Annotated in this window: 16 protein-coding genes; 5 read left to right on the top strand and 11 right to left on the bottom strand. The window is 52.3% G+C overall.

The window, feature by feature from the left end:
* Positions 1-13 precede the first annotated feature (13 nt).
* On the bottom strand, positions 14-1264 hold the full coding sequence (locus tag JCM12308_RS05205; RefSeq protein ID WP_008548833.1) for a cyclic nucleotide-binding domain-containing protein: 1251 nt from the start codon (positions 1262-1264) through the stop codon (positions 14-16).
* 290 nt (positions 1265-1554) lie between these two features.
* Here JCM12308_RS05205 and JCM12308_RS05210 point away from each other — a divergent pair, with 290 nt between their 5' ends.
* Positions 1555-2550: a hypothetical protein gene (locus JCM12308_RS05210; RefSeq protein WP_054783043.1), complete on the top strand. Its 996-nt coding sequence runs from the start codon at positions 1555-1557 to the stop codon at positions 2548-2550.
* 186 nt (positions 2551-2736) lie between these two features.
* Here JCM12308_RS05210 and JCM12308_RS05215 read toward each other — a convergent pair whose 3' ends face one another.
* The 6 genes from JCM12308_RS05215 to JCM12308_RS05240 all read right to left on the bottom strand — a co-directional run bounded on the left by JCM12308_RS05215 (position 2737) and on the right by JCM12308_RS05240 (position 9708).
* Entirely contained in the window at positions 2737-3516 is a 780-nt protein-coding gene (locus tag JCM12308_RS05215) for an ABC transporter ATP-binding protein (RefSeq protein WP_008548317.1), read from the bottom strand.
* On the bottom strand, positions 3513-4268 hold the full coding sequence (locus tag JCM12308_RS05220) for an ABC transporter ATP-binding protein (protein WP_008548698.1): 756 nt from the start codon (positions 4266-4268) through the stop codon (positions 3513-3515). The genes JCM12308_RS05215 and JCM12308_RS05220 overlap by 4 nt, the downstream gene beginning before the upstream one ends.
* A gap of 12 nt (positions 4269-4280) precedes the next feature.
* Entirely contained in the window at positions 4281-5435 is a 1155-nt protein-coding gene (locus tag JCM12308_RS05225; protein WP_054783044.1) for a branched-chain amino acid ABC transporter permease, read from the bottom strand.
* 4 nt (positions 5436-5439) lie between these two features.
* Positions 5440-6468 carry a branched-chain amino acid ABC transporter permease gene (locus tag JCM12308_RS05230; RefSeq protein WP_008548700.1) on the bottom strand — a complete coding sequence of 343 codons (1029 nt, stop codon included), beginning with the start codon at positions 6466-6468 and terminating at the stop codon, positions 5440-5442.
* Positions 6469-6689: 221 nt separating this feature from the next.
* Positions 6690-8036, bottom strand: a complete 1347-nt coding sequence (locus tag JCM12308_RS05235) for a substrate-binding protein (RefSeq protein ID WP_174519176.1) — start codon at positions 8034-8036, stop codon at positions 6690-6692.
* Between the two features lie 433 nt (positions 8037-8469).
* Positions 8470-9708: a globin-coupled sensor protein gene (locus JCM12308_RS05240; RefSeq protein WP_208978272.1), complete on the bottom strand. Its 1239-nt coding sequence runs from the start codon at positions 9706-9708 to the stop codon at positions 8470-8472.
* Positions 9709-10138: 430 nt separating this feature from the next.
* Here JCM12308_RS05240 and JCM12308_RS05245 point away from each other — a divergent pair, with 430 nt between their 5' ends.
* Positions 10139-10603: an RrF2 family transcriptional regulator gene (locus JCM12308_RS05245; RefSeq protein ID WP_208608943.1), complete on the top strand. Its 465-nt coding sequence runs from the start codon at positions 10139-10141 to the stop codon at positions 10601-10603.
* A 196-nt stretch (positions 10604-10799) separates the two neighbouring features.
* Positions 10800-13682, top strand: a complete 2883-nt coding sequence (locus JCM12308_RS05250; RefSeq protein WP_208978273.1) for a putative bifunctional diguanylate cyclase/phosphodiesterase — start codon at positions 10800-10802, stop codon at positions 13680-13682.
* 42 nt (positions 13683-13724) lie between these two features.
* Here JCM12308_RS05250 and JCM12308_RS05255 read toward each other — a convergent pair whose 3' ends face one another.
* Positions 13725-14687, bottom strand: a complete 963-nt coding sequence (locus JCM12308_RS05255; RefSeq protein WP_054783045.1) for a 2Fe-2S iron-sulfur cluster-binding protein — start codon at positions 14685-14687, stop codon at positions 13725-13727.
* Between the two features lie 162 nt (positions 14688-14849).
* Positions 14850-15668, bottom strand: coding sequence for a class I SAM-dependent methyltransferase (locus JCM12308_RS05260; protein ID WP_054783046.1), 819 nt, complete (start codon positions 15666-15668; stop codon positions 14850-14852).
* 203 nt (positions 15669-15871) lie between these two features.
* Between JCM12308_RS05260 and gltS the strand changes: the two genes are divergently transcribed.
* Entirely contained in the window at positions 15872-17089 is a 1218-nt protein-coding gene (gltS, locus tag JCM12308_RS05265; RefSeq protein WP_054783047.1) for a sodium/glutamate symporter, read from the top strand.
* A gap of 47 nt (positions 17090-17136) precedes the next feature.
* On the opposite strand, the gene JCM12308_RS05270 is transcribed toward gltS, so the two are convergent.
* A complete protein-coding gene (locus JCM12308_RS05270; protein ID WP_054783048.1) occupies positions 17137-17613 on the bottom strand; it encodes a hypothetical protein in 477 nt (158 codons plus the stop codon).
* 238 nt (positions 17614-17851) lie between these two features.
* Between JCM12308_RS05270 and JCM12308_RS05275 the strand changes: the two genes are divergently transcribed.
* Positions 17852-18289: a DJ-1/PfpI family protein gene (locus JCM12308_RS05275; RefSeq protein ID WP_208978274.1), complete on the top strand. Its 438-nt coding sequence runs from the start codon at positions 17852-17854 to the stop codon at positions 18287-18289.
* 206 nt (positions 18290-18495) lie between these two features.
* Here JCM12308_RS05275 and JCM12308_RS05280 read toward each other — a convergent pair whose 3' ends face one another.
* A complete protein-coding gene (locus tag JCM12308_RS05280) occupies positions 18496-20274 on the bottom strand; it encodes a M10 family metallopeptidase C-terminal domain-containing protein (protein WP_208608944.1) in 1779 nt (592 codons plus the stop codon).
* Positions 20275-20315 lie beyond the last annotated feature (41 nt).

Consider the following 20315-nt stretch of genomic DNA (forward strand, 5'->3'; position numbering starts at 1 on the left):
CGAGCGCCTTTTTCTATGCAATACGCAGCAGGGCGAACCAGTAAAACGCAGCAAGCCCCGCAATGGCATGACTGGTTGAAACAGCTATCCAGGATCGCCGCCGCTGGAACATCAACCCCCAATAAAAACTCACCATAAACGTCAGCAGAACGGCCAGCTTGGAGTAGGGCAGGTGGATGATGGAAAAGGCAACAGAAGCAGCAAAATTGCCCCAGAAAACAGAAGAAATCTTATGCGGCCCCAACGCCGCAGTCACCGGAACCTGCATACCACACCGCACGATGAACTGCTGGATTGGGCACATCACCAGCGCATAAAAAATCGCAAAGGCAAACTCCGGCCATCCCATAAATGGTCCTTGGACCTGATGGCTGAGGAAGTAGAAGGAGAAGGACTCTTCCGAGGGGTGAACAATATAACGGACGCCTGCCATCACCAGAATGATCGGAATGGTCATCACCAGCCCATAGCCGAACTGGCTCGGCAGATGCGTAAACTCAAGCCCGAATATGCGCGGTGGCAGATAGAGGTTCTTCATAATGTAGAACAGGATCGCAGCCAGTATGAAGTTTAGGCTCAGGCTGTAAATCGTCATGGCAATAAAGCCATAGCCGTAATCATCAAAGGTGCTTTTGTAGAGGCTGATGAACAGAGCAAACGATGACATGGCAATCATGTTCGCTACCAGCAAAACCGCATAAGCCTGCAAGCGCCGCGACCGGATCTTAATCTCTTCCAGCACCCGCGAGCTGGTCTGCTCCAGCTGATGCGCCGCTTGTCGTGCAAAGTAGCGGAACAGCATGGAGTTGGTTTCCGTTGAAGTGGGCAGCGTGCCGTACCGGTTCCAACTCAGCGAGGCGACAACCGTATCCCGCTTGGCCCGAACAGTTGCAATGTACCGCTGCGGCCCAACATGGGCGCGGATATACGCCAGTTCTCCAGCCACATCACCGGCCTTCAGATGCCCGAGAACCGTGTCAGCTCCATCCTGATCGACTTTGATGACCTCCAGTTCCCCCTCCAGAATGATGAAGAACCGGTCGGCACTCTGCCCTTGAACGAGCAGATTTTCATGTGCTTTGAGAGAGAAGTATTGAGCACAATCCAGCACTTCGCGAATGACTGGTTGAGTGGGAAGGCCAAGATCCAGAAGGCGCTGATGCAGCTGTGTGCGATGCCGCGGAATGTTGCCGTAGCTCACCTCAAGCGGTGACTTCGCTTTCTTCGAGGATTGTTCGACATCGCGCTGAGACAGGAAGCGCATCCACGGGCCTTCTTTCAGTAAAACGCTGGGCTGACCAGCAGTGCCAAAGAGTTTACCGTCCCCATCCCATCCTGCATGTACTTTGGCAAATCATGGTAATCCTGCACCAATGGGATATCTCAAATTCCATTCAACTCGACAGTGTATTCCCAAAACGGCTCTGGTTTACGGAAGTGATTATGCCTCAAGCTTCAGGGTTTTAAGCCGTATCTCTGGAATTTACGGGAAAGATTTCGGAGTGGCGCCATCCAATGCAGCACGCTTAGATATCTAAAAGGCAGGAGAACTTAATGTTATTATCAATATTGAATTATAATTCTTATAAATGGCTTCCAAGTAATAAAGAAGAAAATCATTGCCGTTTTATTTCAAGTCGAGGGTTTGCAAAAAGCTGCAATAGCAGGAATCGAAATTTGAAATCGTCTGAAAATAATTTAGATAGTGCTTTGCTAAAGCATCATGAGGAAGGTGCGACACTTTACATTACGACCGATGCATTGCCTTGCTTTGTGCAAACTAAGTTACTTCATGTTCGAGAACCTTTCGTCTTAGTAAGTGGTGATAGCGATTTGACAGTTGGGATCAATACGGGTTACTCAAACACATTGTCTGCGATCGATCTAAATAATCTTTTATCTCACCCACTCCTAATTGCGTGGTATGCGCAGAACCTTGCAGTCCAGCATGAAAAGGTGTTTTGCCTACCTATTGGGTTAGATTATCATACGATGAACTCTCGGCGTTTTCATGTTTGGGGAGCGTTTCAAACGCCTTTTGACCAGGAGCAAGAGCTTTGCACAGTAGTTAAAAATGCTCCCGCTTTAAAAGATCGGGAGCTATGTGGGTATTGTAACTGGCATCATGCAGTAAATAGAGGAGATAGAGCTCTTGCAATGGAAATGGCTGATGATACAGTCGCGTATTATGAAAGTGATTATCTTCTTCGTCAGCAGTCTTGGATTAAGAATTCTAAATATTTGTTCACAATAAGCCCTTCCGGCGCTGGAATGGATTGTCATCGGACTTGGGAAGCACTCTTCCTTGGAGCGATTCCCATTATAAAATCGTCTAGTATCTCACCTTTGTTCTTAGGACTACCTGTAGTCATTCTTGAAGAATGGAATGAGTTAACAACTGGGCGCTTACATGACGAAAAACAGCGCATTCTGAACGAGACCTTCGACTTCTCCAGCCTCTACCTCAGCTTCTGGCAGGACCGTTTTGCGGGCCGTGAGCCAGTCCGATTGGAACCTATGAGCTATCAGCAGTTCCTGAACTCACTTTGAGAAATCGCGGCTGAAAAAGAAAAAGGCCAGAGGAACGAATCCTCTGGCTCAGGTAAAGGGTCAATAGCCCTTGGGGGAACTTGATCGGGACTCCGGGCATGCTGAAGAACGCCCGGAAATCTCGCTGTAAAACAAAGCAAGTTGCAGACTCAGTTCTAGCCCAAACTGCTTTTGTGGAGCTGACGCCTAAATAGCCAGATAAGCTTGTCGAAGCTCTTCGTTGTCGAGTACTTCCTGTGCCGTGCCATCAAACACCACTTCGCCCATATCCAGAATGACCGCGCGGTCTGCAAGGTGCAGCGCCGCCACCGCATTCTGTTCCACGATGATTGTGGTGATGCCCAGCTCCTTCACGTTCTCAAGAATGCGCTCAATCTCCTGAACGATCACTGGAGCAAGGCCCTCATAAGGCTCATCCAGCAGCAACAGCTTCACGTCTCGGGCCAATGCACGGGCCACAGCCAGCATCTGCTGCTCACCGCCTGACATGGTCACCGCTTCCTGCTTGGCGCGTTCAGCAAGGCGAGGGAAGTGATCGTAAAGCCGCTCAATCGACCAGCCATGTGGCTCGGCAATCTGAGCTAGCTGCAGGTTCTCTTCCACGGTCAGCCCCGGAATGATCCGGCGATCCTCCTGCACCAGCTGAATACCGTTCTGAGCTGCCATATAGTTCGGCATCTCGTGGATCGGTTTGTGGTCCAGCCAGATCTCGCCATGGGTCAGCTGCGGGTCACTAGCACGCGCAATCGCACGCAAGGTTGACGTCTTACCAGCTCCATTTCGCCCCAGCAGCGCAAGGATTTCTCCTTCACGAATGTCAAAGCTAACACCCTGAACGATATAGCTTTCACCATAGTACGCATGCAAATCCCAGGCAGAGAAGTACGCTGGAGCTCCACCTTTAGAACGAACCGGCGAAACACCGGGAGCCTTCGCGCCTTTGAATTGATCTTCGAGAATGGTCATACGTGCGCCCCTCCCAGATAAGCTTCCTGAACGCGTGGGTCGCCTTTGATGTCCTCCGGCTGTCCCTCAGCAATCACGGTGCCCTGCGCCAGAACGCTGATTTTGCTGGCAAGGGAGAACACCACATGCATGTCATGCTCAATGACGATCTTGGTGATGCCACGCTCACCAATGCGCTTCAGCAGATCAATGGTGTTGTTGGTGTCCGCGCGGGACATCCCTGCCGTCGGCTCATCCAGCAGCAGAAGTTTCGGGTCCTGAACCAGACACATCGCCAGCTCCAACCGCCGCTTATCACCGCGCGAGAGTGAGTCCGCCGTCATGTCCTTCTTCTCGGCAAGCCCTACATCTTCAAGCAGATGCATGGCCTTGTCGCGGATCTCCGCTTGGCCATCCACACGAGCCCATGCATTCATGGTGAACGCGCCATCCCGTTTGGCCAGCGTTGGGATCATCACGTTTTCCAGCAGGGTCAGATCACCAAAAATCTCTGGTGTCTGAAACACACGGGACACGCCCGCCTGATTGATCTCATGCGGCTTTGCGCCGATCAGATCCTTACCCAGAAAGGTCACAGACCCGGTATCAGGGATCAGCCGCCCCACAAAGCAGTTGAGCAAGGTGGACTTGCCCGCGCCATTGGGACCAATGATGGCATGTACGTTGCCCTGCTCGATGGAAAGGTTCACATCATTGAGAGCTTTGAGGCCACCAAAGCGCTTATTCACGCCCTTAACACTAAGAATTTCCATGGTTGCCTCCCCTTATTCCGCAGCATTGGCTGATGCTGGTGCATGCGAACGACCTGCGCCTTTCCGGCGTGAAGGCTTGCCACGGAACATCTTGGAGATCCGGTTAAAGCCTTCCATGATGCCACCGGGCAGGAAGATCACAATCACCATGAAGAGCAAGCCAAGTGTCAGGTGCCACCCTTCACCCACAAACAGGCTTGCAACGCTGACCACAGGTCCCTCCATGAAATCAGGCAGGAACGAGAAAATCGCATGCAATGTCTGCTCGTTGTAGGCAGAGAAGATGTTCTCAAAGTACTTGATGAGACCAGCACCCAGGATTGGCCCAAGCAACGTGCCAGCACCGCCCAGAATGGTCATCAACACGACCTCACCAGACGCAGTCCACTGCATGCGCTCAGCACCAGCCAATGGATCGGTAACAGCCAGCAGACTACCCGCCACACCCGCAAACGTGCCGGAAATAACGAAGGCAGCAAGTGTGTAAGGCCGTGTGTTCAGGCCGGTATAGCTCATGCGGTTCTGGTTGGATTTCACAGCACGAAGCATCATGCCAAACGGACTACGGAAGATACGTTGCGAAATGTAAAACCCGATAATGAGCAGCACAGCGCAGAAGTAGAAGCCTGAGTAACCAGTCATCTCAATGCCAAACAGGTTGGAGATGAGCGGACCAGAGGAAGCGGACGCCCCATCAAACAACCGTGGATCAGATTGCAACACCCGCAGGCCTGTCTCACCATTGGTGATTGGGGTGAGCACAGAGTAAGCCAGATTATAGCTCATCTGCGCAAAGGCCAGCGTCAGAATGGAGAAGTAAATCCCTGATCGGCGCAGCGAAACATAGCCAATTGCAACGGCAAAGAGGCTGGAAAACACCACGGAAAAGAGCAGTGCTGGAAGTGGGTTCATACCCAGCAACTTGAAGCTCCAGACCGCGGCGTAAGACCCGATGCCCAGAAAGGCTGCGTGACCAAAGCTGAGATAGCCGGTGAGGCCAAACAGCAGGTTGAAGCCAAGAGCAAACAGGCCGAAAATTGCAAACTTCTGCAAAAGGTCCGGATAACCGGCTCCAATCGGTGCCAGCCACAGCGGCATGGTCAGGATTGCAGCGGCAAACAGAACAAACATGAGCAGGTCGGAGCGAGGAGAAATGTTAGTCGTCATTGGCTCAGGTCTCCATCACACCCTTGCGGCCCATAAGTCCACGCGGACGAACCAGAAGGATAATAACTGCAACAAGATAGATGATGATCTGGTCGATGCCCGGCAGAATGGTCTTCACCTCATTCATACTCGCAAAGCTCTGCAAGATGCCAAGGAGGAAACCAGCCGAAACCGCACCGGGCAGGGAGCCCATGCCGCCAACAACCACCACCACAAACGACAGCACAAGGAAGTCCATGCCCATGTGATAGTCTGGCGGAAGAATAGGCGTGTACATCACTCCGGCGAGCCCCGCGACCACCGCCGCAATGGCAAACACCAGCGTAAAGCGCCGCTCAATGTTGATGCCCAGAAAACCAACTGTTTCGCGATCAGCCATACCGGCCCGCACAACCATGCCGAAGGTGGTGAACTGCAGGAAGGCAAACACCGCCCCAATCACGCTCAGTGAAAAGAACAGATAAACGATACGCCATTGCGGATAGACAACAGTGCCCGGATCAAAGCCCAGCACAACACCCAGATCCATCGCACCACGCACAACATCAGGAGCAGCTTGTGGGATCGGGTTTGCACCGAAATAGGTTTTCACAATCTCCTGCAGCACGATGGCAAGGCCAAACGTTACGAGGATTTGCTCAGCGTGCGGGCGCTTGTAAAAGTGGCGGATCAGGCCGCGCTCCATGATGTAGCCAACAAGCAGCATCACCGGAATGGCCAGCAGAATGGACAATGGAACTGAGTAGTTCAGCATCGTCGCGCCTGTATCGCCCAGCCAGGATTCCAGATAGGGCACCCGGATCTCCAGTGGCGTTCCCCAGGCGGTTGTTTTGGTTGGGTCGACAACAACTTTTTCAAGGCTGATGACGTGGTTGAATGCCACTGCGCAGAAGGCGCCCAGCATAAACAAAGCCCCGTGGGCGAAGTTCACAACCCCAAGCGTGCCGAAGATGAGCGTAAGCCCAAGCGCAATCAAAGCGTAGGCGCCGCCCTTATCCAGGCCGTTGAGAATTTGAAGAACGATGGCGTCCATCCGCTCTTCTCCCTTTTAGGGCGCACTCCCGAAAAAATAGAAACCGGTAATCGGAAAAGATACGCCAAAACAAAAGATTAAAGCGTTTTGCCTGATCAGTTTGACGGCAAGTCTCTTTAAATCCGTGAGAGGGTGCGAGGCATCCACTGCGGAACAGGTACAGGTTCATGCAGGAGCCATTACCCGGCTGCATAGGAGGTGCAGCCGGGCAAGAGGTGCTGTTAGACCTTGTAAGGCCCAAGCTCGCCACCAAAGATCTCTGGGTCATAGGTGACCTGAGATGCAGGTGTAACTTCAACAACTTCCAGAAGGTCAAACTGAGAGGTTGCGTTCTCGTTACCTTTCACGACCAGCACGTCCTTGAAGCACTGGTGATCAGCGCCGCGGTACAGGGTTGGACCGTTACCCATGCCGTCGAACTGGTGATCTTCCAGAGCCTTGATGACTTCTACTGGATTGAAGGTTCCTGCACGCTCACAGGCATCTGCATAAAGCAGTGTCTGAACGTAGCAGGTGTGTGCAGCCTGAGAAGGTGGGAAGCCATACTCTTGGCCGAACGACTTAACAAAGGCCTTGGAACCTTCATCCTGTAAGGACCAGTTCCAGTTGGTTGTGCCATAGATGCCTTTGATGTTTTCGCCTGCACCCTGCGCCATGAGGCGGGAGTACAGCGGAACGATGATCTCAAAGTTCTTGCCATTCACAACCTTATCCCGCAGACCAAACTGAACAGCTTGTGTCAGCGAGTTGATCATGTCCTTGCCGTAGTGGTTCAGGATCAGAACATCCGCACCGGAGTTCAGAACTGGCGCGATGTACTGGGAGAAGTCACCGGCACCCAGTGGAGTGCGGACTTTGTTGACGGTTTCCCAGCCAAGGCCTTCTGTGGTGTTGGCGATGGATTCTTCCTGTGTCCAACCCCATGTGTAGTCAGCTGTCAGGTGATAAGCACGGCGATCAGTGCCCATCTCCTTTTTCAGCACTGGGCCAAGCGCTGCACCGGACATATAAGCGTTGAAGAAATGGCGGAAGCCATAACGACGACGATCTTTACCGGTGGTGTCGTTGGAGTGGGTCAGACCACACATGTAAACAACGCCCATTTCCTGCGCCAAAGACTGCTGAGCAATCGCCACGCCTGAAGATGAGCCTCCAGACCACATGATAACGCCGTCTTTTTCGATCATGCGCTTGGCAGATGCACGCGCTGCGTCAGACTTGGTCTGAGTATCGCCGGTGACGTACTCAACTTTCTTGCCAAGCACGCCATTACCGTTCAGAGAAAGCGGCTTCATGGTGTTCAACATGCCACCGTCGCCATCACCATTCAGGTGCTTTACAGCCAGCTGATAGGCGCGTAGTTCGTCTGCACCTTCATCAGCATATGCGCCGGTCTGCGGAACGTTGAAACCAAACGTAACGCTTTTGGAGTTTGTTGGGTCATTGCGGAAATTGGTTTCTGCCCATGCACTGCGACTAATAATTGTTGGAGTAGCGAGAACCAGGCCACTGGCTGCACCCGCCTTCAATAGACTACGCCGATTCATCGGCCTACGAATAATGCTCATGAAATCCTCCCGAAGCAAAATGCCCGAAATGACGTGAGAGGGCTCCGTCCTCCTAAGAACCCGCTGCCATCACTGTTCCTTGTTCACGAAAAACAGTTACGTCAGCTCACGCAAAGGAAAGCCTAGTTCGGTAGTATAATGAATCGCAATTCGACTTATGGTTTTTAAACCAAAGGTTAATACCAAGTAAGATTCAATTATTTGCTGTAATTCTTTTGTCTAAATGATATTTTGATCGGTGTTGCACTGCAAAAGTGACTAAGGTGAAATTTGTACAGTTTAGGGAAGGTGGCTACAAAAACTGCAATCTACTGACATTCTATAGAAAACGGATAAAAGTGCTTATTGCATATGTGGTGCTGGTGTTTGTCCTATCAATGAAAGACAAACACCAGTTTTTTGTGATGCAGCTAATGCAAGTGCGAAAGCCACTCTATCTCAGGTTGCCAAGAAATGTGCCAACAGAAGACCGAAGATCAGCGGCCTGATTGGACAAAATTTGTGCAGCATCCAAAACACCTGAAGCTGTTTTATCGGTTTCATCTGCCGCCCGCTGCACCTGACCGATGCTTTCAGAGACCTGACTGGTACCCATGGCCGCATCCTGAATGTTCATCGCAATGGACTGCGTCGCGATGCCTTGCTCCTCCACCGCACTGGCAATGGCATTAGCGCTGGAGCTCATTTCTTCAATGATCACCTTAATCTCAGAGATCGCCTCTTTTGATTCACTCGTACTTTCCTGAATCCCAGAGATCTGATCGCTGATCTGTACGGTAGCGTTCGCTGTTTGCTGTGCGAGTGACTTCACCTCATGCGCGACAACAGCAAAGCCTTTACCTAACTCACCAGCACGTGCAGCCTCAATGGTTGCGTTGAGGGCCAGTAAGTTGGTCTGCTCGGATATTTGGGTAATCAAGTCAATGATATCACCAATCTCGACCGCCACTTGCGACAGATGATTGACCTGCTGGAACGCTTTGGTCGTGGCATCCGTCGCGTTGGAAGCTGTGATTGTGGTTTTGTGAACCTGCTCAGCAATCTCAGAAATAGCAGTCCCCAGCTCCTCCGTCGCACTGCGCACCGCCTCCACATTCTGGGAAGCATCCAGAGACGCAGCTGCCACGCTGGAGCTGATCTGGTTGGTGTGTTCAGAGTTGCCGGAAAGCGAAACTGCAGACCCATGCAGCTGATCCGCCGCACTGGCAATGGAGGAGGTGACCTGTCCAACAGAACCTTCAAAATGCTCTGCCAAATCAGTCAGGAACTCACGACGCTCATCCGCGCCTGTCTGCTCATAAACCGCCAGTGCCAGATCCATATCCAGCATGATCACCTTGTTCAGAATGCCCGGCAAGCTCCGGCTGGCCTTGCTGGACCGCGAAAACAACCGGCCACCCAGGTATTCCAGCAGCGCACTGTTGAGCAGATTTCCCAGTCTGCTGTAAGCGCCGATGTACCATTGCGGCGTCAGCCCCAGTTTCTGATGTGCTCTGCCAATCCGTTGCACGGACTGAGCATAGTCTTCATCCAGCTTGCCACTGCTAATCAGTCGCCAGTGCTCAAACTGCTTCTCCCGCGCATGCTGCATATGCGCTTCATTTTTGAAAAACTTCAGAGTTTCCGGGAAGTTTCGTATATGCCTGTAAAACTCATCCAAGACCTCTGGCATGATCGCATGATGATGTTTTGAGAGTTTCCAAGTTCTTCCAATTCCGTCGAAGATATACTGTGATATCTCAACCGATCATCGATAGTTTCGCTCATTAAAAGTCCGTATTTATCAAATCATAGTTTTCGTTTCTTTCAGTTATTACGTAAGGAAATACTGGGGTCACGAAAGAAAAAAAACGCGAAAAAAGTTATTTACGCTAAGTAATAGAAGCAAAATTCTAATTACCTTGGCGTAATGGTTCGAATGTGCGTAGTTGGTAATTGTATTTATATTTTGATAACTTTTGATGGAGATCAATGTTCCCATGCGAGTACTGCTCTTTTGTAGTATATGACCGGTGTCCATCAATAAAAATAATACCCCAAATGTTTTTATTAACTGTAATTCGATGAAGCAATTTCAGCTTTAGAGTAAGGTCGAGGTACCTATGAAATTAACTGGGATGACAGATGTAGCAGTACGCATACTGATGCTCATGGCTGTCAACCGGAACGACAAGTGGACGATTGACCGCTTGTCTGAGGCAACCAACAGTGGGCGTCCGCAGGTCGCCAAGGTCGTGCAGATTTTAAACCGAAAAGGCTACATCAAATCCAGGCGAGGGCGGTTGGGAGGCCTCATGCTCGCTCACGCACCCGCTTCCATCAACATCGGCAAACTCATTCGGAATGTTGAAGATAATTTTGCTCTCGTAGAGTGCTTTGCCTGCAGTCCATCCAAACCATGTCCACTTGAAGGCGTCTGCCGCTTCAGAGGCAAACTCAAGCATGCGCTGGATTCCTTCATGGAAGAACTGGATGCAATTAACCTGACGCAGATTATTGAAAACGCAGACGAAATCAGAACGAGTGTGGAGTCAAATATCGAACGTAAAGTCGAGCTTTCCGCCTAGACTAATGTATTTTAAGTGCATTTAACCAACCTGCTTTCGTGAGCATTAACCGACAAAACTCATAGTTTCGTAGTGCTCACGCCTGCTTAAGACAGTTCCGCGACAATCAAATCTTGTTCATGTGACCTCTGTGCCCGCACGCACGGGGTTTTTGTGCATTTGGCGAATAGCGAACTGTTCGGCGCAGGCAATTTCTATGAGACGAGTCCGGCACTCAATTTCTCTGAAACTCGCAATCATCTCTGTTGTCGCGATAGCTTTATCCTATTTCGCACTAACGTTTCTCGTTGTAATTCAATGGGAAAGAACCCTCCAGCTGCAAAGCGAGCAGCTCTCCCAGATCGCCGTCAATCAGTTCTCGACCACGCTGGAGCGCGACGTGGCGCTGGTCAGACACCGTATTCAGTCTCAGCTATCCGAAACCGCAGCCAGCCTCTCCGCCATTGGCGAGCGCGGTGACATCGTGAAAGCCGCAGAAACCCGGGTCTGGGCAGGCGACGTCAACATCCTCTCGCTGGTGCAGGAAGGCACCCCACTCGATGCCATCATCCTGCTGAACTACCGCGGCCAGATCGTCGGTGCGTCCAAGCGCGCTGACCCCGGACTGATTCAGAAGCAGCTGCTCAAAGTCCATCTGAAACAATCGCTTAGCACCGTTTGGACTCCATCCACGGGCACCGGGCCAGCCGTACGATACACGCTCCTGCCTGCCACCCAGTTCGGCCCGCTGCTCCCCGGAGAACCTGATGCAGGCGTCTCTCAGGTGCTCTACTCCTCGCTCATCGATCCCGGCACACAGTGGCGCGGAGCTCTGGTTGCTCAGAGATGGTTTCCCTTCAATTCCGGTGTGATCGACGAGTACAGCAAGATCTCCGGTGCTGAGATCGCCATCTTCTACAACAACAAGCTCGTCGGAGCCTCTCCCAATGCCCCGGTTGAAGCCCTGCAAATGCCGGAAAACCTTCGCAAACTCAAGATCTTGAACACCGCCTTCGAGTACTGCGACAATGGCCCGTCTCCTCTTGTCATCTGCGCATTCAAGCCTCTGGAAGTCCTGCTGGATGCACAGGAGCGCCTGCGCAATGTGGGGGAAGAAACCAGCTCACAAACCTTTGAAAGACTTATCGTTCTCGGCTTCACAGCCTGTCTTATCATCTTCATCGTGGCTCTGTTTGTCTCCCGCAAGATGTCCCAGCCCCTGCAACGCATTGCCGATGCTCTGTCTGATGTAGCAGGCGGCAACTTTGATGTGCGGGTGGAAGGCACGCGAAGAATGGACGAGGTCGGCGAGATCGCCCGAGCCGTAAAAGTGCTCCAAGCCTCCGCTCGCGAACGTGACAGTTTGCGCCTCAACATCCAGCGAAAGAATAAGGAACTGCGCAAGCAAGAGCAGGAATTGGTGAAGCAAAATACGTTATTCGACGCTGCATTGAACAACATGTCCCATGGATTGTGTATGTTCGATACACAGAAAAGATTGATCGTGTTCAATCAGCGCTTTGACGATATCTTCGCTTGTGAGCAGGGTGAGGGCAAAATCGGCATGACATGGGACGAAATGGTCCAGTGCATGCCATTGGCGCAGGAGTTCTTGGAGGCCGAAGGCGAAAACTCCGTCGCACAACAACACTGGCCCAGCACCGTTCGAAGCACATTCACCCTGACCCTGCAAAGTGAGCAGGTCATTCTGATGACGCTGGAACCTCAGGATGGCGGCGGTTGGGTGGCGATTTTCGAAGATATCACCGACCGGCAGCGTATCAGCGACCATCTGAGCTACCTCGCAACCCATGATGCTCTCACCAAACTACCCAACCGCCTGCTGATGAACGAGCGCCTGCAGGAAATGAAGCAGGCAGCGCTAGAGCAGGACGAACACTTCGGTATCCTCTGGATGGACCTTGATGAGTTCAAGACCATCAACGACTCTCTGGGCCATGCCGTTGGCGATAAGCTCTTGGTTCACGTAGCTAAAATTCTGCGAGAGAAGGTGACCAACAAAGAGATGGTCGCCCGCCTTGGCGGGGATGAGTTCGCCATACTCTCCAAATTGCCTGCTTCCCGGGAGCAGCTGGAACAGCTCGCCAAAGAAGTGCTGAAAGTCGTGGCTTCACCGTGCTTCCTGGAAGGACACGAGATCGTGGTTGCCGCCAGCGTCGGCATCGCCATGTTCAGCCGCGAGCATCAGAATGTCGACGAGCTGATCCGCTTCGCTGACCTTGCGCTGTATCAGGCGAAAAATGATGGCCGTAACACCTTCCGCTTCTTTGAAGATGATATGGCAGCCAAAATCAAACAGCGCCAGACCCTCATCACCGACCTTTACAAAGCCACCGCAAACCGCGAGTTGGAGGTCTACTTCCAGCCGCAAGTCAATCTGGCAACAGGTGAAATCTCCGGCTTCGAGGCCCTCCTGCGCTGGAACCATCCGCGCTATGGCTTCATTTCGCCGTTTGAGTTTATCCCTCTGGCTGAAGAAACCGGTCTGATCCTCGAAATCGGCGCATGGGTGCTGGATGAGGCGTGCTCTCTGGCGGCTGGCTGGCCAAAGCGGGTGAACCTAGCCGTCAACCTCTCCCCACGCCAGATCTATTGCGAGCAGTTGCTGCCTGTTGTTGATGATGTGCTGGCACGCACCGGCCTGGATCCGGGACGTCTGGAACTGGAAGTAACAGAAACTGTACTTCTGGCTGACCATTTGCGCGTGCGCCAAACCCTTGCCAAGCTGCAGAAAAGCGGCGTGAAGATCTCCATGGATGACTTCGGCACAGGCTACTCATCCTTGAGCACGCTGCGCCGGTTCCCGTTTGATCGCATCAAGGTCGACCGTTCCTTCGTGATGAGCATGAGCAAGGATGAGGATGCCTACTTCATCGTGAACTCAGTCATCGATCTGGCAAACAGCCTTGGCATCGCCACAACGGCAGAAGGTGTTGAAAGCAAAGAGATTGCGGAGCAGTTGAAGCGGGAAGCTGCACCGAAGCGCAAGGCTATTACTTCGGCAAGCCAGCACCACCAAATCAGGCCCTGTTCTGGTTATTGGAAGAAGCACGCGGCATCCCACTCGAAGAGCAGGTAAACAGCTCCAAGCTAACGAAAAAAGCTGCTGGCTAAAGCGCTGTTAAGCTGGTTCCAAAGCAGAAGCATCGTCTGGCTGTGCTTCAAGTTCATGCCATGGCTGGAAGTTTGGAATGCGGGCATAAGTCGCCTGCGCCTCAACGAAGATGCCCTCAAGACCCGCAATAAATCCATGAGATCCAGCGGTGTACACCATATCGAATTCAGTCAGATCTGGTAGCAACGCTTTCAGCTCTGTCTCGGCATTTTTGCCCTGCAGATCAACAAAGGTTGGCTGCAAACCACGGCGGTTCAGCCAGTTAAACACCTGCTGAAATTGATCCTGCTTCAGAGATTTGTCGAGAATGAGTACCTTCTCACGGCGCGGCTGACCCATAACGGAGCTGAGAGCCATCGCCCAGATCGGTGCCAGACTGTTCGGCCCGGCAATCATGATCAGTCGCTCATCATCATGCCCAAGGAAAGACGAACCATAAGGGCCGGTAATGCCAACACGGCCTTTCACGTCCCCTTTCTTCACGATCATCGCGAAGAGGTCCGGCGTGTTTGCCCGCTCAATCAGGAAAATCAGCGTGTTGAACTCGGTGCCCGCATCCAGCGCAAAGCTGGCAAACATGTTCACCCGTTCCTGACCACGAAACTCAACGTGATAATACTGGCCCGGACGCCAGGAAATCGGCTTGGTGAAGCTCAGGCGCAACTCAATAAGGTCATCAGAGACCTGACGAATTGCAGAAACATGCCCCTTGAGCGATTGCAGCTCAGAAGACGCTGGCAGCTTGATCTCCGCATCTCCCGCAACAGTTGCCTTGCAGGCAAGCACTGTGCTTTTTAGCCGAGTACCATTCGCCTCAACCTCGCCGGATACCACCGTCACGCGGGTGCTTTCGCAGGTGATGTTCCCGCAGTCACATTGTAAAGCTAGTCCACCACGCTCGGCGACGTCCAAAAGAGTTTCACCAAGCTTGGCATCAATTGATTTGCCATTGATATTGAGACTGGTCATGGGCACCCATGTTGCTCCACAAATGTGGCCTACGTATCTAAGGTTGTGCAGATTATATAACTACACGCTTATTTCCTAGTGGGAAATCTAAGTCATTCGCGACATTAATACAATTTTAACAATTAATAGTCACGCGCCTTTGTGAAGTTATTTTATCCCCGCTCAGCCCTTATCGTATTTCGCCATCACCAGATGGCCCGGCACAGGCTCACCTTGCTCGTAGCGCACGATGATTGGTGACAGATCAAGAACAGAAAAGCCGTTTTTATCCAGCAGGTTCCGCACATAGCTCTCTGCATGGGCAAACCGATGGTACTTACCAACCATGAAGTTCTGATCACCCAGAATCTCAGCTGGCAATGTTTCTGACGAAAATGCAAAAACGCCTTTATCTTCAATGTTCTCAGCAACTCCGGCAAAGAACTCTTCCAGCTCCCCCATGTAAGGCAGCACATCCGTTGCGACGATAAGATCCCAGCGTTCTTCTTCATCAACCTTAAGGAACTCAACCACTTCGCCCACGTAAAGGTCGTCGTAGATTTCCTTCTCGTCCGCAACCTCAACCATGCCCTCGGCAATATCTACGCCGGTTTTATGGGGTACCAGATCGTGCAGAGCTTCACCGGAAAGGCCTGTTCCGCAACCAAGATCGAGCAGGCGCTTGAACGGCCCAAGCTCCAGCTTTTCAACCTTGTCACGCACCATCAGCGGCACGGAGTAACCAAGCTGATCCACCAGAACCATGTCGAACACTTCGGCATGCTGATCAAACAGCGTGCTCACATATGCATCTGGTGCCTTGGTTGGTGAAGCACCTTTGCCCATGCTTGCCAGACGAACCGCAACGCCACCATGATCTTCAGGATCTAACTCCAGAACATGCTTGTAGGCCTCAGCAGCCTCATCAAACTTGCCTGCTTTTTCCAAGTCCAAAGCCCGGTTATATGCTTCGGCAAGTGCTTCATTGTCTAGTTGTGTCATGGTGACAGTTGAGCCGCTGTAATATTGAAATTGACGCTCTTCCTTACACAAGAACTTCTCGAAAATCTACGCAGCACAAAAGGTTTTGTTGCCGCATCAGAGTAAATAAAACGGATCACCCCGATTAAAATACGCAGTTCACTTTTAAACGGGAGGTGAGGCTGAACTGATAGAACCAAGGCTGGTGAACAGTTGAGGCCCGCATGGAAGCTGCGCAACCCGAGCTTATTGAGATTGATCCATTTACGACAATCACGATCGCAATCCTTGTTTTATTTGTCGGGCGAGAGCTTGTTCGAAAAAACGTAGCCCTGCGAAAGCTGACGATCCCTGACCCGCTGGCCGGTGGATTGCTCTGCGCGATCCTCGTCACTGTGCTGACGGTGTGGTGGGGCGTCAAATTCAAGTTCTCGACTGAACCGATTGATTTCTTTCTGATCTACTTCTTCGCTGCCATTGGTCTTCGCGCAAAAGTCAGCGATCTTCTCACGGGCGGCAAACCCCTTGTGATCCTGATAATCATCTCCTCCGTCTTCCTCGGTATCCAGAACTTCGTCGGCATGGGGGCTGCCAGCTTCTACGGCTACCCAGTCCATACCGGCATCATTGCCGGGTCGGTTTCTCTTTCTGGCGGCGTAGGCACCACTCTGGCTTGGGCACCCATCTTTGCCACCGAGCTCGGCGTTGAAAACGCACAGGAAATCGGCATTGCCTGTAACACTGTCGGCATTGTTTCTGCTTGTATCATCGGTGGCCCCATCGCCCAGTTCCTTATGAGCCGGCACAAACTGGCCGGTTCACTCAGCACTGATGAGGCTGTCGGCCAGAACTTTAAGGACGACGGCAAGCTGAACCTGCATTATTATGACGTGCTCGGCGCTGTATTCTTCATCAACATGGCCATTTTCATCGGTTACATGATCTACCTCGGCCTGCAGGAAGCAGGCGTTGTCATTCCTGTCTTCGTGCCAATCCTCGTTGCTGGCATCATCATCAACAACACCGGTCGCCTGCTGTTCCGCAATTACGACAACGTTGGTCGCGAAAAAGGCATGGCGATGATCTCCGACATCAGCCTCGGCATCTTCCTCAGCATCGCCCTGATGACCATGGACCTTCTGGTCGTATGGCAATTCATGGGCTTCGTCGCACTGGTGATGACACTGCAAATCGCCTTGGCAGTCGGCTATGCCATCTTCATCGTCTTCACCTCCATGGGCAAAGACTATGACGCTGCCGTCATTTCTGCCGGCTTCGGCGGTATCGCCCTCGGGTCCACAGCAACCGCTGTGCTGAACATGACCTCCGTCACCCGCCAGTTCGGTGCATCGCCCAAGGCATTCCTCATTGTCCCGCTGACCTGCGGTTTCTTCATCGACCTGATGAACACCTGGGTGATCTCAAATCTGATCGCCCTTTGAGGCTCTCGTCGCCAGCCACTGTAAGATCGCAGCGATCTGGATGTTACCTAAGGCCGAACAAGCAGATAACGCGAGATGGTTGCGTGAGGCCCAGCCTCATAGTGCATCAGCTCCATGGTGTCCGAGTTGATCATGCGCCCCTGCATCGTACCCGTATCAGGATGCTCCACCAGTGTGATTGAAGCTCCGTCCCAACCGATCATCCCGATCACGGGCTCTTTGGACTTAGACACCTCACTCCGCCCATCATGATCGCGACCAGAACCGGGGCTCACTTGCCAAAAAAACACTCCTTCCAACACAGGACCAGTCTGCTCATCGATTCGCAGATGTGACGGTCCGTTTTCCTGGGTTTGAATGTCGCGATGCCAATATACGGCATCCTTTTTGATCACCACCCACTGCCCAACCAGCTCCGGATAATGCTGTGGTGGTTTTCCATCAACTGCAAAGGCAACAAACGTGGCACATCCCATCATCAGCGCCGCGATTGCAGCCTGAACAGGAAGTTTCCATTGCCTCATTTAGGCCTCCCCAACCAGACGGTGACCACTAACGCAGCACATCTCGAGGCTTTCCAAAATCCCTAAGAAAGAGCGTGGTAGTTCAGATCAAAGGAATTTGCGTAAAGGGATGAGGTGGCATCGGTTTAGCCGTCTTGAGAAGAAAAGGGTAGTCAGGACAAGATTCGGAACATATAGTGAACATAATTTATTTAGCTAAGACGATCCATTGGATGGATTACACATAAGGCTTTTGAAAATGACAAAGATTGCAGTGATCCTCACCCAGGGCTTTGCGGATTGGGAATACGCGCTGATTGCAGGAACAGGCGGACCTTATTTCGGTATGCAAGTTGAGTTCTTCACGCCGCAAGCTGGGACTGTGAGGTCCATGGGTGGCCTCCCTGCCGTTGTTTCCCGCAAGCTGGATGAGATCAGAGCGTTTGAACCAACCGTCACCGTTGTTGTTGGCGGCACAATTTGGGAAACGGATCAGGCACCGGATGTTGCTGATCTGCTGCGAGCCAATCATCAGCGCGGTGTTGCGGTTGCAGGCATCTGCGGTGGCACACTGGCACTTGCCAGAGCGGGCCTGCTTAATGAGGTGGCACACACATCAAATACCGCCGAGTTTCTGCAGCAAAATATGAAGAGTTATGCTGGTGCAGAGCACTTTCATCAAACACCGGCTGCATAGCAGATCAAAACATCATCACCGCTCCGGGCACGGCGCCTGTATCTTTCACCGCAGCTGTATTCCAGGCCGCTGGGCTGAATGAGGAAGCCATCGCACAGTTCAACGGCATGCTGTCGGCAGAGCATAGAGAGCCCGCTGTTGCCTAAGTCATCTCAGAAGCTGAGTCAGTGCCCTGGGTTGGAAGGGCACTGACCAAGTCTGGCTGTTTACACGAAAGCAAAATCACTTTCGCTCAGCAGCGCAGCATCCACGTTCACCAGAGAAATGGAGTTGGTTCCAAAGGTGATCACCGTGTCCCCGCCATCATCAAAGATGGTCAGGTTCGCAAACTCTGTCATGTGGCTCTTGATGGAGATAAGATCACTGCCAAGTTCAAAATCGTTGATGGTGTCATCGCCACCCACGTTGAAGAAGCAGAAGTTGTCAGAGCCAGAACCGCCGGTGAGGGTATCATTACCAGCTCCGGCGATCAGCTTATCCGCCCCGGATCCGCCATCCAGCGTATCGTCTCCGGCACCACCTTTCAGCACGTCGCTGCCAGAACCACCGCGCAGGGTGTCATGGCCATTTCCGCCAATCAGCTTGTCTTTGCCGCCATTGCCGATCAGCGTGTCATTGCCAGCTTTACCTGTCAGCGTATTGCTTGCCGCGTTGCCGATGATGGTGTCATTCCCACCGCTGCCAATGGCATTCTCGATCACGGCATTATAAGCGATCGCCAGATTGCTCAAGCCACCGCCCACGTTGGAAAATGAACCGTCGATCAGGCTGATCATCTGGTTCACCTTGCCAGCGCCAGACATATCGATGGTGTCATTCCCGCCAGCATCCCAGATGGTCAGAGCGCTCGGCATACCCTCGGAGAAGTCATAGACGCCACCGGCGTTGGAGTTGTAGCCATACACAGTATCATCCGCACGGGTGGTGGTGTTCACGCCGTAAAGCTGTTGCAGAGCCAAAATATCCAGCGGCATCAGAGTGTCAGGAAAACCGCCGTAGCCAAGATTGGAGTCCGCATTGCTCTCATCAAAGTAGCTCATTACGGAATACTGCTGCGTATCCTGTCTGAACTGAGCATGATCATCATAGGTGATGCGAACACCCGGTCCGGCGTTGTAATCCCCCGGATGCGCCAGTCCAACCGCATGGCCAACCTCATGCATCACTGCAAAGTGGCTGTAAGAGCCAGTCGGCAGCTCGTCGGTGGAGACACTGTTTGTGTTCAGCCACACATCTCCTTCATAAGCATCAGCTTCCGCCGAGCCCGGATAGTAGGCATAAGCGCCAGCCCCATCCGTGGTGGAGTGATAGTTGGAAAACAGAATGGTTGCGTCATCGGTGAAACCCTCCGGGTTCACCCGTTCAAACGAGATGTTGGCCACCTCAGAGTAAGAAGCCAATACGCCCTCAATGGCGGCAATCTGCGCATCCGTCACGTGGGCAAACGTGTCCTCAACCCCGTTGTTGTTCTCACGGAACCCATAGGTCACGGTCGCAGGCGTGCCCGGCCCACTCCACGAAAGGCCCGGACGAAGCAAGGCACCGGCACCCATGTTGCCATCATAATAAGCCTTGTCGCCTTCTACGACAGAAAGGCCATACTGCCCGGTTCCCTGTTCTCCATAGCTCGCCACATCAAGGTAGTAGGTGCCGTTGGTGGTTGCGGTAAAGGTGATGCTGGAATGTGCTCCCGGCCCGCCATCATCGTCTTCCACCAACAGGTTGCCCTCTGCATCGCGCAGACGCAGATAAGGGTCTACCAATCGGCTCTCACCATCAAAAGTTCCAATGGCAGCAAAGGTGTAGGTCTGCCCGGCGACCAGCTCAACCTTATACCAGTCGTGATCGCCATCGTTGGAAATAGTGCCTTGAACCGTCTCGAAGATATTGTCTTGAGTGCCCTGCGCATCCTGCCCCGTGTCCCTCAAACGGTAGGATGTAGACGCGTCGTCTGCGGCATCTCTGGTCTCGTAGAGATTTGTCATTCTGTTCTCCAGCTTAAAAATGGACATTCAGATGAATGAGT

Origin of the sequence: Pseudovibrio denitrificans JCM 12308 (genome assembly GCF_001310815.1) — a bacterium.
GTDB classification, from domain to species: Bacteria; Pseudomonadota; Alphaproteobacteria; order Rhizobiales; family Stappiaceae; genus Pseudovibrio; species Pseudovibrio denitrificans.

Coding starts and splice junctions, on each gene's coding strand:
- JCM12308_RS05205 (WP_008548833.1), bottom strand. CDS start 1,264: ATGCGCTTCCTGTCTCAGCGCGATGTCGAACAATCCTCGAAGAAAGCG.
- JCM12308_RS05210 (WP_054783043.1), top strand. CDS start 1,555: ATGTTATTATCAATATTGAATTATAATTCTTATAAATGGCTTCCAAGT.
- JCM12308_RS05215 (WP_008548317.1), bottom strand. CDS start 3,516: ATGACCATTCTCGAAGATCAATTCAAAGGCGCGAAGGCTCCCGGTGTT.
- JCM12308_RS05220 (WP_008548698.1), bottom strand. CDS start 4,268: ATGGAAATTCTTAGTGTTAAGGGCGTGAATAAGCGCTTTGGTGGCCTC.
- JCM12308_RS05225 (WP_054783044.1), bottom strand. CDS start 5,435: ATGACGACTAACATTTCTCCTCGCTCCGACCTGCTCATGTTTGTTCTG.
- JCM12308_RS05230 (WP_008548700.1), bottom strand. CDS start 6,468: ATGGACGCCATCGTTCTTCAAATTCTCAACGGCCTGGATAAGGGCGGC.
- JCM12308_RS05235 (WP_174519176.1), bottom strand. CDS start 8,036: ATGAGCATTATTCGTAGGCCGATGAATCGGCGTAGTCTATTGAAGGCG.
- JCM12308_RS05240 (WP_208978272.1), bottom strand. CDS start 9,708: ATGCCAGAGGTCTTGGATGAGTTTTACAGGCATATACGAAACTTCCCG.
- JCM12308_RS05245 (WP_208608943.1), top strand. CDS start 10,139: ATGAAATTAACTGGGATGACAGATGTAGCAGTACGCATACTGATGCTC.
- JCM12308_RS05250 (WP_208978273.1), top strand. CDS start 10,800: ATGAGACGAGTCCGGCACTCAATTTCTCTGAAACTCGCAATCATCTCT.
- JCM12308_RS05255 (WP_054783045.1), bottom strand. CDS start 14,687: ATGACCAGTCTCAATATCAATGGCAAATCAATTGATGCCAAGCTTGGT.
- JCM12308_RS05260 (WP_054783046.1), bottom strand. CDS start 15,668: ATGACACAACTAGACAATGAAGCACTTGCCGAAGCATATAACCGGGCT.
- gltS (WP_054783047.1), top strand. CDS start 15,872: ATGGAAGCTGCGCAACCCGAGCTTATTGAGATTGATCCATTTACGACA.
- JCM12308_RS05270 (WP_054783048.1), bottom strand. CDS start 17,613: ATGAGGCAATGGAAACTTCCTGTTCAGGCTGCAATCGCGGCGCTGATG.
- JCM12308_RS05275 (WP_208978274.1), top strand. CDS start 17,852: ATGACAAAGATTGCAGTGATCCTCACCCAGGGCTTTGCGGATTGGGAA.
- JCM12308_RS05280 (WP_208608944.1), bottom strand. CDS start 20,274: ATGACAAATCTCTACGAGACCAGAGATGCCGCAGACGACGCGTCTACA.